This window comes from Acidovorax sp. Root217, assembly GCF_001428645.1.
Classification (GTDB): Bacteria; Pseudomonadota; Gammaproteobacteria; order Burkholderiales; family Burkholderiaceae_C; genus Acidovorax.
Genome location: NZ_LMIH01000006.1, coordinates 183,560 through 197,512, shown reverse-complemented (window position 1 = coordinate 197,512; position 13,953 = coordinate 183,560). Strand labels below are relative to the sequence as shown.

The 13,953-nt window shown below is 67.5% G+C and carries 13 protein-coding genes; 2 read left to right on the top strand and 11 right to left on the bottom strand.

All coding sequences use genetic code 11. The annotated features are described in order from the left end of the window. Window positions 1–281: 281 nt before the first annotated feature. Window positions 282–878 carry an acyloxyacyl hydrolase gene (locus tag ASE31_RS04985; RefSeq protein ID WP_057200431.1) on the bottom strand — a complete coding sequence of 199 codons (597 nt, stop codon included), beginning with the start codon at window positions 876–878 and terminating at the stop codon, window positions 282–284. 181 nt (window positions 879–1,059) lie between these two features. After that, complete coding sequence (locus ASE31_RS04980) at window positions 1,060–1,617, bottom strand: Spy/CpxP family protein refolding chaperone (RefSeq protein ID WP_057200430.1); 558 nt, start codon at window positions 1,615–1,617, stop codon at window positions 1,060–1,062. A 312-nt stretch (window positions 1,618–1,929) separates the two neighbouring features. On the opposite strand from ASE31_RS04980, the gene ASE31_RS04975 reads away from it, so the two are divergent. Both ASE31_RS04975 and ASE31_RS04970 read left to right on the top strand, forming a co-directional pair. Continuing rightward, window positions 1,930–2,988: a recombination-associated protein RdgC gene (locus ASE31_RS04975; RefSeq protein ID WP_057200429.1), complete on the top strand. Its 1,059-nt coding sequence runs from the start codon at window positions 1,930–1,932 to the stop codon at window positions 2,986–2,988. A 49-nt stretch (window positions 2,989–3,037) separates the two neighbouring features. Beyond that, the gene (locus tag ASE31_RS04970; protein ID WP_057200428.1) at window positions 3,038–3,937 is read left to right on the top strand and encodes a LysR substrate-binding domain-containing protein; all 900 of its coding nucleotides are present in this window, start codon (window positions 3,038–3,040) and stop codon (window positions 3,935–3,937) included. On the opposite strand, the gene ASE31_RS04965 is transcribed toward ASE31_RS04970, so the two are convergent. The 9 genes from ASE31_RS04965 to ASE31_RS04925 form a co-directional block, all read right to left on the bottom strand. Further along, the gene (locus ASE31_RS04965) at window positions 3,921–4,820 is read right to left on the bottom strand and encodes a DMT family transporter (protein WP_057200427.1); all 900 of its coding nucleotides are present in this window, start codon (window positions 4,818–4,820) and stop codon (window positions 3,921–3,923) included. The genes ASE31_RS04970 and ASE31_RS04965 overlap by 17 nt on opposite strands. A gap of 175 nt (window positions 4,821–4,995) precedes the next feature. Next, window positions 4,996–6,183, bottom strand: a complete 1,188-nt coding sequence (locus ASE31_RS04960; RefSeq protein WP_057200426.1) for an acetyl-CoA C-acyltransferase family protein — start codon at window positions 6,181–6,183, stop codon at window positions 4,996–4,998. A gap of 31 nt (window positions 6,184–6,214) precedes the next feature. Next, the gene (locus ASE31_RS04955) at window positions 6,215–7,012 is read right to left on the bottom strand and encodes an enoyl-CoA hydratase/isomerase family protein (protein ID WP_057200425.1); all 798 of its coding nucleotides are present in this window, start codon (window positions 7,010–7,012) and stop codon (window positions 6,215–6,217) included. Between the two features lie 9 nt (window positions 7,013–7,021). Next, window positions 7,022–8,821 (bottom strand): long-chain fatty acid--CoA ligase, encoded by a 1,800-nt coding sequence (locus ASE31_RS04950; protein WP_057200424.1) that lies wholly within the window; start codon window positions 8,819–8,821, stop codon window positions 7,022–7,024. Then, a complete protein-coding gene (locus ASE31_RS04945) occupies window positions 8,818–9,633 on the bottom strand; it encodes an ABC transporter ATP-binding protein (RefSeq protein ID WP_057200802.1) in 816 nt (271 codons plus the stop codon). The genes ASE31_RS04950 and ASE31_RS04945 overlap by 4 nt, the downstream gene beginning before the upstream one ends. Before the next feature lie 166 nt (window positions 9,634–9,799). Next, the gene (locus ASE31_RS04940) at window positions 9,800–10,990 is read right to left on the bottom strand and encodes an ABC transporter substrate-binding protein (RefSeq protein WP_057200801.1); all 1,191 of its coding nucleotides are present in this window, start codon (window positions 10,988–10,990) and stop codon (window positions 9,800–9,802) included. 43 nt (window positions 10,991–11,033) lie between these two features. After that, window positions 11,034–12,071 (bottom strand): branched-chain amino acid ABC transporter permease, encoded by a 1,038-nt coding sequence (locus ASE31_RS04935; protein ID WP_057200423.1) that lies wholly within the window; start codon window positions 12,069–12,071, stop codon window positions 11,034–11,036. 90 nt (window positions 12,072–12,161) lie between these two features. Further along, complete coding sequence (locus tag ASE31_RS04930; RefSeq protein ID WP_057200422.1) at window positions 12,162–13,043, bottom strand: branched-chain amino acid ABC transporter permease; 882 nt, start codon at window positions 13,041–13,043, stop codon at window positions 12,162–12,164. Next, on the bottom strand, window positions 13,040–13,906 hold the full coding sequence (locus ASE31_RS04925; RefSeq protein ID WP_057200421.1) for an ABC transporter ATP-binding protein: 867 nt from the start codon (window positions 13,904–13,906) through the stop codon (window positions 13,040–13,042). The genes ASE31_RS04930 and ASE31_RS04925 overlap by 4 nt, the downstream gene beginning before the upstream one ends. Window positions 13,907–13,953: the final 47 nt, after the last annotated feature.

The following is a 13,953-nucleotide window of genomic DNA, read 5'->3' as shown; positions in this document are numbered from 1 at the left end:
TAGTAGAGCAGGGGCTTTTTTGTGGACAAGCCCGTTTTTCCCAATGCTGGCGCGCACTTGCGTGGCTTCAAACCCTGTGGCACGACGGGGCTGAACTTTGCGGTTGGATGACAACAACTTTCGGCTGCGCCGCAGTTCTGTGGATAACCAATGGGTTGTTCGGCAACCATACCCATGGTTATCCACAGATGGATCGGAGCCTGGGCACAAAAAAGCCCGCCGAAGAGGCGGGCTGTGGGGCCAGGTGCCGGGTAGGCCGGTCGCCGGGGCTGGTGGCCGGCTCAGAAGTGGTACCCGTAGCGCAGTTGCGCGAAGTTCTCGCCCGGGTTGGGCTTCTTCACGCCGGCATTGGAGACATGCTGTACACGCAGCACGATGTCGTGCCGGCGCTGCTCGCCCAGGCTGACCCCCAGTCCCAGGTGGGAGGCGAAGTTGGCACGGGTGCTGAAGGTGCGTTCGGGCGTGACGTAGCGCTTGTCGGCCACCGTGAGGCCGATGCCGCCCTCCCAGAACCAGGCCGAGCGGCCTTCGTCCATGCGCAGGCGCAGGGTGGGGATGACGCCGAGCACTGTGGTGTGCGAGCGCCCGCCCTGCGCACCGTCAAAGGTCCAGCGGCTGGCGTAGAGATCCCAGTAGCCCGTGAGCTGGCCACCCCACAGCGGGCGTTGCCAGTCCTTCCAGGGCAAGGTGCCGCCGAGGGTGATGGCATCGGTATCCCGGCGGGCCTGGGAGCCCTGGATGTAGATGGAGGGTGAGGCCTGTGCGCTCTGTTGTGCCATGGCGGTCTGCGGCACAGCGGCCAGGGCGCCCAGCGCCACGGCGGCTGCCAGCGCAACGGAGAGTGGGGAAGAAGCCGGGCGGAAGGGTTTGGTGTTCATGGTTTTGTTCCGTGGTTTGACATACACAGCTGTATGTAAATGAGTGTAGGAACGCCCCCACCAGTGGTTTTGTAGGCCGCAACCGCAGCTTGATGGCGGAAAAAGGAAAAGGGCTCCGAATGGAGCCCTTCTGATGGTTGCGACACCGCTGCCGCGCAGGCGGGTGTCGCACGCCCGGCGCTTACTTCTGCGCTGCCGGTGCTGCTGCTGCACCGGCGGGCTTGTCGCCATGGCCGCGGTGGCCATGGGGGCCGTGCTTGCCATGTTCACCCCGCGGGCCCATGCGCTGGGCGCGGGCATCGAAGGTCTTTTGCTGCTCGGGCGTCAGCACGGCATAGAAGGCCTTGGTGGCTTCACCGCGGCGGTCGGCCTCGGCGGCGTGCTGTGCACGCATGGCGCGCATGCGGTCGATGCGCTCGGGGGTGGTGAGCTTGTCCATGTCCTTGTGGTCCAGGCGGGCCTGGCGTTCGCCCGGTTGCATGGAGGCGGTGAAGGTGTTCCAGGCAGGTTCCTGCGCCGGGGTCAGCTTGAGCTGTGCCTTGAGCGCGGCGGCGCGCTGGGCCATGTGGGCCATGTGGGCCTGGTGGCGTTCGCGGTGTTCGCCTGGGCCCTTGCGGGTATCGGGGGCGGCTGCCGCACCCACGGCGGGCGGGTTGGCAGGGGTGGGCTGTGCCAGCGCTGGCAGGGCCAGGGCGGCGAGGACGGCGGCGGCAACGGTGTGGCGGGACAGGAAAGCCATGGTGAGAGTCCTTTCAGAGGGAGGAAGGGGCCCCGGAACGGTGGTTCCAGCGGTTGACTGCAGTGTCTGCCTGCCATGTATCGCCCGCATGCACGTTGTTTGTCCCAGTGTAAAGTTGTGACAAGAAGATCGTCTTTACCTGCGGGCCCTTGCAGCTATCAAAAGCGGAGCAGGCGCATGGATTTTCCCCGTGTTGCGCTGCGGCCCGGTACGCAAGGGGCGCCGACCACCGACAATGGAGGGTTCCGTGCCAGCGCCGCAGGCGTGCATGGCACCGGTGGACAGCTTCGTCCGGTAACCAGAGGGTTTTTCGTGTTCAAGAACATGATCGTGTACCGCATTGCTCCGCAATGGCAGGTGGAATTGACGCAGGTGGAAGAGGCGCTGGCCAAGGCCCCCTTCATGGAGTGCGGTGCCACGCAGGAAAAGTCGCTGGGCTGGGTGCCGCCGCGCGGCGATGAGCATGGCGCCATGGTCGAATCGGTGGGAGGGCAGTGGATCCTGCGCTTCATGGTCGAGTCCAAGGTGCTGCCAGGCTCGGTGCTCAACCGCCGCGTGAAGGAAAAGGCCGAGCGCATCGAGAAGGAAACCGGGCGCAAGCCCGGCAAGAAGGAGAGCAAGGAGCTCAAGGAAGAAGCCAAGCTCGACCTGCTGCCCATGGCCTTCACCAAGCAGGGCTCGATGTGGGTATGGATCGACAGGGAAGCACGCACCATCGTGTTCGACACGTCCAGCCAGGGCCGTGCCGACGAGGTCGTTTCGCTGCTGGTCGAATACCTGCCGGGCCTGTCGGTCTCGCTGTTGTACACCGAGACCAGCCCGCAGGTGGCCATGTCGCACTGGTTGAGCACGCAGGAGCCGCCCGTGGGCTTCACCGTGGACCGCGAATGCGAGTTGAAGAGCGCCGACGAGTCCAAGGCCGTGGTGCGCTATTCGCGCCACCCGCTGGACATCGAGGAGGTGCAGGCGCACATCGCCGCCGGCAAGCTGCCCACCAAGCTGGCGCTGACCTGGGACGACCGCGTCTCGCTGATGCTGACCGAGGGGCTTCAGATCAAGAAGGTGTCCTTCCTGGATACCGTGTTCGAAGGCACCAAGGCCGATGACGGCGGTTTCGACACCGACGTGGCCATCGCCACGGGGGAGCTGTCCAAGCTGATCCCCGACCTGATCGAGGCGCTGGGTGGTGAATCCGATGGCATTGGGGCCAGCGCTGTTGCGCAAGCCATCCCCGCGGGCAGCGGCCCCTCGGGCCCGGGCCTGGCGGCCGCTGCACCCGTGCCGCCGCGCGGCAAGGATGTGGCGGGGCGCGCGATCACCGGGCCGGCGACGGCACCGGCTGACACCGACCCCGACTCGGCCCCGTTCTGAGCGGGCGGGGCGCGGCAATGGCTGGCATGGACAACGCGGCCTGCGGTCGATGAAAGCCATTCCGCCCATCCACCTGATCCTGGCCTTCGACACGGTGGCGCGACTGTGCAGCTTCAGCAAGGCGGCCGAGGAGCTGCACCTGTCCGACAGCACAGTGAGCCACCGCATCCGCGCGCTGGAGCGGCTGCTTGCGCGGCCGCTGTTCGTGCGCAGCACGCGCGCCGTGGCGCTCACGGTCGAAGGGGTGCATCTGCACCAGCAGCTCAAGGAGCCGCTGCACCGCCTGCAGCAGATCTTCGGTGCGGATGGTGCGGGCCAGCTGCCCGTGGTGCGCATCAGCGCCTTGCCCTCGTTCGCGCGCTGGCGCCTGGTGCCGGCCCTGTCGCGCCTGGACGCACAGCCGCCGGGGTGGGGCGTGGAGATCCACCCCTCCATCGACACGGTGGACGTGGACCGGGGCGATGCCGACATTGCGGTGCGCTTTGCGCGCACCCGACCGGCCGCCTACCACTGCGAAAAACTCATGGACGACGAGTGGTTCCCCGTGGCGGCGCCGGCCTACCTGGCGCGCCTGGGCGTGCCCGCGGGCGTGGCTGCGTTCCGCAAGGCGGTGCTGCTCTCGCACACGCGCCAGCCCTGGAAGCCGTGGCTGGACAAGGCGGGTATCCGGGTTGCCGCAGCGCGCCAACAGGGCATGGCCTTCACGGACACGGGCTTTGTGCTCGACGCTGCCCTGGGTCTGCAGGGCATCGCACTGGGCCGGCGTTCTCTGGTGCAGGACCTGCTGGCCAGCGGTGCGCTGGTGCGCCTGGGCGAGGTGGCACTGCCCTGCGAGCAGTCGTACTACCTGCTCGCCTCGGAGCGCATGGCCATCACGCCGCAGGGGCAGCAGGTGATGGCATGGATCCGAAGTCTGGCGCCCCCGGACCGCGTCAGTTCCAGAGCGTGAGCACGATGCCGGCCAGCACGCCGGCGATGGCCAGTGTCTTCTGGTGAATGAAACGCTCCTGGAAGAACAGCGCGCTGAGCCCGAACACCATGACCAGGTTGGTACGGCGCAGCACCGAAATCACCGAGATCATGGCCCCCTCGGTTTGCACGGCAGCAAGGTAGAGGTATTCCGCCGCCAGATAGGCCAGCGCGATCACGGGCACGGCCCAGTGGCGCGTGAACAGGCCGCGCAGCGAAAGGCTGCGCCACACCCAGGGCAGCAGGGCCAGCGCGATCACGCCGCGCTGCAGCGCCGACCAGGCCTGCACGGCCGCCAGGTCCAGCCGCAGCCCGGCGAGGATGTGCTTGTCGTACAGCGCGTTGGCCGAGGACAGCAGCGTGGCGGCCAGCATGCACAGCACCCAGCCGTCGCGGTGAAAGCGGATGCCCTCGCGGCTGCCGATGCGCGCGAACAGATGGTAGGACAGCATGGACACCGCCAGGCCCAGCCACTGCCACCCGGTGAGCTGCTCGCCGAGCAGCACGATGGCACCGGCCGCCGTCCACAGCGGGCCCGACGCGCGCACGCCGGCCGAGATCGACAGCGGCAGTGCCTTGACCGCGTAGTACGACAGTACCCAGGTGGCGACCATCATCAGCGACTTGGGCAGCACCAGTGCCTGTTCGCGCCAGCCCAGCGGTGCGGGGTAGAGGCCCCAGGGCTGCAATGCAGGTGCCGCAGTGGCCGGTGCGAGCAGAAAGGGCAGCCACAGGAATGCGCCGAGCGCGGAACTCAGCACGACCACGTCGAGCACGCTCTTTTCGCGCAGCGCGAGCTTGGTGAGGAAGTCGTAGGTGCCCAGCACCAGGCCGGCAAAGAGACCCAGGGCGACCCAGGTCATGGAGCACCCCAGCGGGTAGGGGACGGGACAACGGTGAAGTGCGGCACGGGGTGTTTTTCAGCAAGGAGGAAGAAGCCCCCAAGCGTAGAAACATGGCGCCGCCGATTGATGGGAAATGGCCACGCATTGCTGTGCCGCTTTCAGCAATGCGCCCGGCAGCAGGCGGCGGGGCGGATCAGACCCATTCGAAGATCGCTGCGATGCCCTGGCCGCCGCCGATGCACATGGTGACCAGCGCATAGCGGCCGCCGGTGCGGTGCAGCTCGGCAATGGCCTTGGTGGTGATGATGGCGCCCGTGGCGCCCACGGGGTGGCCGAGCGAAATGCCCGAGCCGTTGGAGTTGACCTTGGCCGGATCGAGGCCCAGCTCCTGGATCACGGCGCAGGCCTGGGCGGCGAAGGCCTCGTTGGCCTCAATCACGTCCATGTCCTGCACCGTGAGGCCGGTGCGCTGCAGGACCTTCTGCGTCGCCGGCACGGGGCCGATGCCCATGTAGGCCGGCTCCACGCCCGCATGCGCGTAGCCCACCAGGCGGGCCAGGGGTTTCAGGCCCAGGGCGGAGGCACGCGCGCCCGAGGCCAGCACCATGGCGGCGGCGCCGTCATTGATGCCCGAGGCATTGCCGGCGGTGACCAGCCCATCCTTCTTGAACGCGGGCTTCATGCCGGCCAGCACTTCCAGGGTGGTATTGGCGCGCACATGCTCGTCCGTGTCGAAGACCACCGTGCCTTTGCGGGTGGTGATCTCCACCGGCACGATCTGCTCGCGGAAGTAGCCCGCAGCGATGGCATGCGCTGCGCGCTGCTGGCTCTGCACGGCCAGTTGGTCCTGCGCTTCACGGCCGATGCGGTAGCGCTCGGCCACGTTCTCGGCGGTGATGCCCATGTGCATCTTCTGCCAGGGGTCATGCAGGATGCCGAGCATGTAGTCGATGCTTTTCGCGTCGCCCATGCGCGCGCCGTAGCGCGCGGCGGTGTCGAAATAGGGGCCGCGGCTCATGGATTCGCTGCCGCCGCCGATGGCGATGTCGCAATCCCCGTAGCCGATGGCCTGCGCTGCAGAAATGATGGCCTGCAGGCCCGAGCCGCACAGGCGGTTGACGTTGAAGGCCGGCGTCTCGATGGGGCAGCCGGCGTCGATAGCGGCCACGCGCGCGAGGTAGGCGTCCTTGGTGTCGGTGGGGATCACGTTGCCCATCACCACGTGGCCGATGGCATCGGCCGGCAGGCCGCTGCGCGCGATGGCGGCCTTCACGGCGGTGGTGGCCAGGTCGGTGTTGGGCACGTCCTTGAGGCTGCCGCCGAAGGTGCCGATGGCGGTGCGCGCGGTGGAGAGGACGTAGACGTCTTGGAGGCTGCTCATAGGGAATGTGTCGAAGGAGAAGAAAGGGAATTCAGCGCCCGTTGAACTGGGCGGGCCGGCGTGCGTAGAAGGCCGCTATGCCTTCGCGGAAGTCTGCGGTGGCGGCGCAGTGCGCGAAGGCCTGCTGCTCGGCCGCCAGCTGCTCGGGCAGGCTGCGTTCCAGCGACTGGCGCATGAGGCGTTTCATTGCGCCGTAGGCCACGGTGGGGCCGGCGGCCAGGCGCTCGGCCACGGCGGTGGTGGCGGCGTCGAGTTCGGCCATGGGTACCACGCGGTTGACCAGGCCCAGGCGCAGCGCATCCTCGGCCGTGAAGGAATCGCCGAGCAGCGCGATCTCCAGCGCCTGGCGCAGGCCCACCATGCGCGGCAGCGCCCAGGAGGCGCCCACGTCGCAACTGGTGCCCAGGTTGATGTAGGCCAGGTTCAGGCGCGTGCCCTCGGCCATGAGCACGTAGTCGGCCTGCAGCAGCATCGACAGGCCGGCGCCTGCGGCCACGCCGTGTACCTGGGCGATCACGGGCGCATCGATCTGCGCCAGCAGGGCCAGGCCCGCGTGCAACGGCCCGAGCAGTTCCATCGCGCCGTGCACGGGGTTGGCGCGCAGGGTGGCCAGATCGCCGCCGGCCATGAAGCCCTTGCCGTTGCCGCGCAGCACCACGGCGCGCACGCTGGCGTCTGCCGCAATGGCCTGCACGGCGGCCAGGAAGGCCTGGGCCATGGGCACGTCGATGGCGTTGAGCGCGGCGGGGCGGTTGAAGCGCAAGGTGGCGATGGCGCCCTGGCGCTCGTGCAGCAGGGCGGGAGGCGCAGCCTCGGTGTCGTCGGTCATGTCGGTTCCTCAGCGGTACAGCGCCTCGATCTCGGCAGCGTAGGTCTTGTAGATGCTGGAGCGGCGCACCTTCATGGTGGCGGTGACCTCGCCGTCGTCGTGGTCCAGTTCCTTGGTGAGCAGGTGGAACTGGCGGATCTGCGAGACCTGGGCCAGGCGCTCGTTGCCGCGGCGGATCTCGGTGTCGATGAGTTCGCGCACCTCGGGTGCCTCGACCAGCGAACGGAAATGCGTGAACGCCAGGCGCCGGGCCTCGGCCCACTTGCCCACGGTCTCGTAGTCGATCATCACCAGCGCGCCGACGAACTTGCGTCCCTCGGCGACGATGATGCATTCCTTGATGAAGGGGCTGCCCTTCATAGTGTTCTCGATCTCCGAGGGCGTGAGGTTCTTGCCGCCGGCCGTGATCATGATGTCCTTGAGCCGGTCGACGATCTTCAGTTGGCCCTGCTCTTCGCGCACCACGTCGCCGGTGTGCAGCCAGCCGTCGATGATGCTGGTGGCCGTGGCCTCGGGGTTCTTGTAGTAGCCCGCGAACACCATGTTGCCGCGCAGCTGCAGCTCGCCATTCTGTGCAATGCGGTGCTCCACGCCCAGCGTGGGCACGCCCACGGTGCCGACCACCACCTGGTCCAGCCGGTGGCCCGTGACCATGCCGGTGGATTCGGTCAGGCCATACACCTCGACCAGCGGCAGGCCGAGCACGCGAAAGAAGCGCACCACATCGGGCGGGATGGGTGCGGCCCCGGTGAGTGCCACGCGCGCATCGCGCAGGCCGATGAAGTTCTGCAGCGCGCGGAACACCAGCCAGTAGCTGGCGGCGAAGGCCAGGCGCTCGCCCAGGTTCCAGGCGCTCCGTGGCTTCTCGGCCAGGGGCTGGCAGGCGGCGACGGCACGGTGGAACAGCCGGCGGCGCAGGCCCCCGGTCTCCTGCAGCTTGATGTGGATGGCGGCGTGCATCTTCTCCCAGATGCGCGGCACGCCGAGGAACATGGTGGGCGCCACTTCGCGCAGATCCTCCTGCACGGTGCGGATGGATTCGCCGAAGTTCACTTGCGAACCGATGTACACCGGCACGAAGCTGGTGAGCATCTGCTCGGCCACGTGGCACAGCGGCAGGTAGGACAGGTGCGTGGTGGCCGCATCAAGCTGCAGCCTGTCCACTATGCCGGGCACCACGCCGCGGATGTTGCGGTAGCTGATCATGGCGCCCTTGGGCTTGCCGGTGGAGCCCGAGGTGTAGATCATCAGGCCCACGTCGTCGAGTGTCTGGCGCGCGAGTGCCTCGTCCACCAGCGCCTGCGATCCCGATGCGGCGCCCAGCGCCTCGACCTCGGCGAAGGTGGTGATCAATGCACGCACTTCGGGCGCAAAGCTGCGCAGGCCCTTGGTCTCCATGACGATGATCTTTTTCAGGCGCGGCAACTCTGGCAGCGCCGCGAGCAGCTTGTCGGTCTGCTCCTGGTCCTCGCAGACCATGATCTCGATGTCGGCATGGCCGACCACGTAGGCCACCTCGTTGGTGGGGCTGGTGGGGTAGACGCCCACCGTGACCGCACCAACCAGCCCCGCGCCCATCTGGCACAGCACCCACTCGGTACGGTTCTCGGAGATCACGCCCACATGGCCGCTGGCCGGCAGCCCGAGCGCGCGCAGCCCCAGGCCGAAGTGGCAGGCACGCTGGTGGTAGCTGGCCCAGGTGAAGGGCTTCCAGATGCCGAAGTCCTTTTGCCGGATGGCCACGCGGCCGGGCTCGGTGCGTGCGCGCTCGCGCAGCATCTGGGGCAGGGTGAGTTCGGGGAGTGTCATGACAGCCAACGCTTGCGGCGCTTGTAGTGCTTGATGTCCTTGAAGCTTTTCGCTTCGCCACTGCCACCCATGCCCAGGTAGAACTCGCGCACGTCAGGGTCGCTGGCCAGGCGCTCGGCCGTGCCGTCGATGACGATCTTGCCGTTCTCCATGATGTAGCCCTGGTGCGCCACGGCCAGCGCCACGGTGGCGTTCTGCTCGACCAGCAGCATGGAGGTACCGCGCTCGGCGTTGATGCGCGCGATGATGGTGAAGATGTCTTCCACGAGCTTGGGGGACAGGCCCAGCGAGGGTTCGTCGAGCAGGATCAGCTGGGGTTGCGCGATCAGCGCGCGGCCGATGGCCAGCATCTGCTGCTCGCCACCCGAAAGGTAGCCGGCCAGGCCCTTGCGGCGCTCGTGCAGGCGTGGGAAGTAGCTGTAGACGCTGTCGAAATCGGGCTTCGCATCCTTGCGGCCCGTGAGTGCATAGGTGGCGGCCACGAGGTTCTCCTCCACGGTGAGGTCCTCGAACACGCGGCGGCCCTCCATGACGTGGGAGAGCCCGTTGCGCACCAGCTGCTGCGGCGCCAGGTGGGCCGTGGGCTGGCCGTTGAAGCGGATGCTGCCGCCCTGCACTTCACCGTCTTCGAGTGCCAGCAGGCCCGACACCGCCTTGAGCGTGGTGGACTTGCCCGCGCCGTTGCTGCCCAGCAGCGCCACGATCTGCCCGCGCGGCACGGACAGCGACAGGCCGCGCAGTGCCTGCACGACCTTGTTGTAGATGACCTCGATGTTGTTGACTTCGAGGACGAACTCAGGGGCGTGCGGCATCACGGTCTCGGCGGCTGGGGAGGAGCACTGCGAACCGCGCCGCACCCGGCGCATGCCGTGGGCGCTGCTCTGCCAGCGCACCCGTGGAACCGGCTTTGCCGGGCCTCGGGGTGCGTCCCCCTGAAGGGGGAAGGCGCGAAGCGACTCAGGGGGGGTGTCAGGGACATCAGAGCTTGATCCAGTCGGAAGCGGCGACCATTTTTTGTGCCTTCATGTCCGCGCGGTACACGCGGCCCACGGGGATGGAGTTGCCGCTGATGGTGATCGGCACGCCGATCAGGCCGCCGGTGTCGAAGTCCTTGATGCTGTTGAGCGCAGCCTTGAGGTTCTTGCCGTCGAGCGGCTTGCCCGCGTCCAGGCAGCGCTTGGCCGATTCGGTGAACAGCATGGCGGCGAGGAAGCCCTGGATGTAGGCCGTGCTCTGGTACTCGGGGCGCAGCGCGCGGATCTTCTCCAGCATGGGCGCCTTCTCGGTGTCGTAGTAGTAGCGGTAGGGCATCACGCCCATGAAGCCGTCGGCGGCCTCGCCCATCTTCATCACGGTGGAGCTGTCCATGGTCCAGAAGGTGCCCATCCACTTGCTGGTCATGCCCTGCTGCTTGCCCTGGGTGATGAACTCGGGGATGGGGGCCAGGATGTAGCCGTGGAAGATGGTGTAGTCGGGCGCGGCGCGGCGCAGCTTGATGACCTCGCCCGAGACGTCCACGCTGCCGGCGGGCGTCATGATCTTGACGGGCACCGACAGGCCCAGTGCCTTGGCGGCGGCCTCGCTCTTGTCGATGGGGTCGCGGCCGAACTCGGAGTCGGAGTACACGAAGGCCACCTTGGCACCGGGCTTTTCCTTGGCGATGTGCTTGAGCAGGATGCCTAACATCTCCGTGTAGTCGGGCCCCACGAGGAACTGGTTGGGGTACTTGGCCGGGTCGTTGAGTTCGGACGCGAACGAGGCGCCGGCCATCAGCGTGCTGCGCGCGCGGTCGAGCTCGGGATTGATGGTCTTGGCAAAGCCCGTGGAGTCGCCGTAGTAGAGGTTGACCTTGTTCTGGCTGGTGATCTTCTTGTAGGCCGCCACCGAGACGTCTACCTTGTAGCCCGTGTCCTCGGGCACGTACTTGAGCTTGCGGCCCTTGATGCCGCCCGCGTCGTTGACCATCTTCACGTAGTCGCCGATGCCGGCATTGATGCCCACGCCCGCAAACGCGAACACGCCCGTGAGCGGGATGGAGCCGCCGATGACGATGTCCTCGCCGCTGGCCTGTGCGGTGGCGGTGAGCGGTGCGGCCAGCGTGGCGCCCGCAGCGAGCAGCAGGGTGCGGCGGCGCTGGGATGCGAGGGATGGGGTGGTGGTCGTGGGCATGGTGCTTGTCTCCTTCATGGTTTTATGGGCTGCAGCGGCTCTCTCAATTGCGGAACGGCCACAGATGGAAAAAGCGGCGAATGCGCCGCCACACTTCTGCGAGCCCCTGCGGCTCGAACACCAGAAATCCGATGATCAGCAGGCCGAAGATCACGGTGCGCACGGGCGAGAGGAACACCGTGAGCTCGTTGCCGCCGGGCAGCAGGTTGACCACCAGCTTGAGCAGTTCGGGCACCATGGTCATGAACACCGCGCCCAGGATGCCGCCCAGGATGGAGCCCATGCCGCCGACGATGATGGCCGCCAGGAAGAAGATCGACATGAGCAGCGGAAAGCTCTCGGGCGTGACCACGCGAAAGAAGTACGCCCACAGCCCGCCGGCCACGCCCGCGTAGAACGAGGACAGCCCGAACGACAGCAGCTTGTAGCGCAACAGCGGTATGCCCAGCACCTCGGCCGAGATGTCGCGGTCGCGGATGGCGATGAAGGCGCGGCCCACGCGCGTGCGAAACAGATTGGCCGCGCCCAGCAGCATGAGCACGGTGACCGGCAAGATCACCCAGTACAGGCGAAACGAGGTGTCGAGCGGCAGCCCGAACAGCTTGGCGGGCGGCACGCTCAGTCCCCCGGTGCCGCCCGTGAACTTCCAGTTGGCGAAGATGAAGTGCGCGATGAACGATGCGGCGATGGTGGCGATGGCCAGGTACAGGCCCTTGACGCGCAGCGAGGGGATGCCCACGACGATGCCACCCAGCATGGCCACGAAGCCGCCAGCCAGCAGGTTCAGGAGGAAGGGCGTGCCCGCGCGTGTCTCCAGCACGGCCACGGTGTAGGCCCCCAGGCCCATGAAGGCGGCCTGCCCCAGGCTCACCAGCCCCGTGTAGCCCGTGAGGATGTTGAGCCCCGTGGCGCTGGCCACGTTGATGCTGACCAGGCAGGCCAGGTACAGCCAGTAGTCGCTGGCCATGAAGGGAAAGAGCAGCAGCAGCGCGGCGGCCACGGCCAGCCACACCTTCTGCGTGCGCGAGTCGAACAGCGCCGAGTCGGCGACGTAGGATTCCTTGAGAGTACCGATGCGCATCAGGCCTCCCGCCGGGCCGCCCCAAGGCAGGCCTGCGCCCCCCTGGGGGGCAGTGAGTACACGAAGTGATGAACGTGGGGGCGCATGTTTCTAGAGTCTCTCTATCTCGTGCGTGCCGAACAGGCCATAGGGCCGCACCAGCAGCACGGCCACGAGCACGATGAAGGTGGCCAGGAGCTTGTATTCGCCGCCCAGGTAGGCGCCGGCCAGGGCCTCGATGAGGCCGATGAGCAGGCCGCCGATGAGGGCGCCGAGCACGCTGTCGAGCCCGCCGACGATGACCACCACCAGCACCGACAGGCCGAACACGCCCATGCTCGACGAGATGCCGCCGATGGAGCCGACGATGATCCCGGAGACTGCGGCGATCATGGCCGAGACCACCCAGGCCAGCGAGAACACGCGCGGCACGTTGATGCCCACCGAGTAGGCGGCGGCCTGGTCGCTGGCCGTGGCGCGCAGGGCCACGCCGCCGCGCCAGAAGCGGAACACCAGCAGCACGGCGGCGATGAAGGCCACGGCGATCATGGCGCCCCAGAACACCTTGGGCGCGAGGAAGGCCTCGCCGATCATGATGGGCTTGGTCGGCATGAACTCGGGCAGGCGGCGCTGGTCGGCCGTCCAGATCATCTCCACGAGGCCCACGAGCACCGAAGCCAAGCCCACGGTGACCATGAAGACGGAGATCGGCGGCTCGCCCAGCAGCGGGCGGATCATGGTGCGCTCAATCACCGCGCCCAAGAGGCCCGAGCCGAGCACCGCTGCCGGGATGGCCAGCCACGGCGGCAACGCGAAGGTGGCAGCGAAAGTGAAGAACAGGTAGGCGCCGACCATGAGCATTTCGCCGATGGCGATGTTCACCACGCGCGTGGCCTTGTAGACCATGACGAAGGCCAGCGCCGCCAGTGCATAGAGGCCGCCACCGGAGATGCCGGTGAGGCTGATTTCGAAGAGGTAGGCCCAATCCATCATGCGACCCCTTGCAGCGGCGCCGCAGCGCCGGCATGCAGCCGGGCCCGCAGGTCGCCTACGTCGCCCGAGCCCAGGTAGGCGCGGATGACCTCGGGGTTGGCCTGCACCTCACCCGGCGTACCCTGGGCGATGACCTGGCCGAAGTTGAGCACCACCACGTGGTCCGACAGGTCCATGACCATGCCCATGTCGTGCTCGACCATGAGCACGGTGACGCCCCATTCGGCGCGCACGTCGAGGATGAAGCGCGCCATGTCCTCGGTCTCCTCGCGGTTCATGCCGGCCACGGGCTCGTCGAGCATCAGGATCTCGGGCTGCATGGCCAGGGCGCGGGCCATCTCCACGCGCTTTTGCAGGCCGTAGGGCAGGGCCGAGACCGGCGCGTGGCGGATGTGGTCGATCTCCAGGAAGTCGATGATGCGCTCCTCGATGTCGGCGCGCAGGGCGGCCTCTTCGCGCCGTGCGCGGCCGATGTACAGCAGCGCGTCGAGCACGTTGGCCTTGAGGTGCGCGTGGCGCCCGAGCTTGATGTTGTCGAGCACCGTCATGCCGCGGAACAGCGCGATGTTCTGGAAGCTCCGCCCCAGGCCCAGCCGGGCGCGCTGCGGGGCCGGCACCCGCGTGATGTCCTGGCCCTTGAAACGGATGGCGCCGCTGCCCGGGCGGTAGAAGCCCGAGATGGTGTTGAACAGCGAGGTCTTGCCCGCGCCGTTGGGCCCGATCACGGCGGTGATGGAGCCGGACTGCACGCCAAAGCCCACGCCGGTGAGCGCCTTGACCCCGCCGAAGGCCAGCGTGACGCCATCGACCTGCAGCAGGGGCGGCGCGCTGGCGGGGGGAATGCCGGGTGGGTGTGTCTCCATTGGCTTTCTAATGCGGGTTTGTGCTGACCAGAAAATTTCCGCGGACC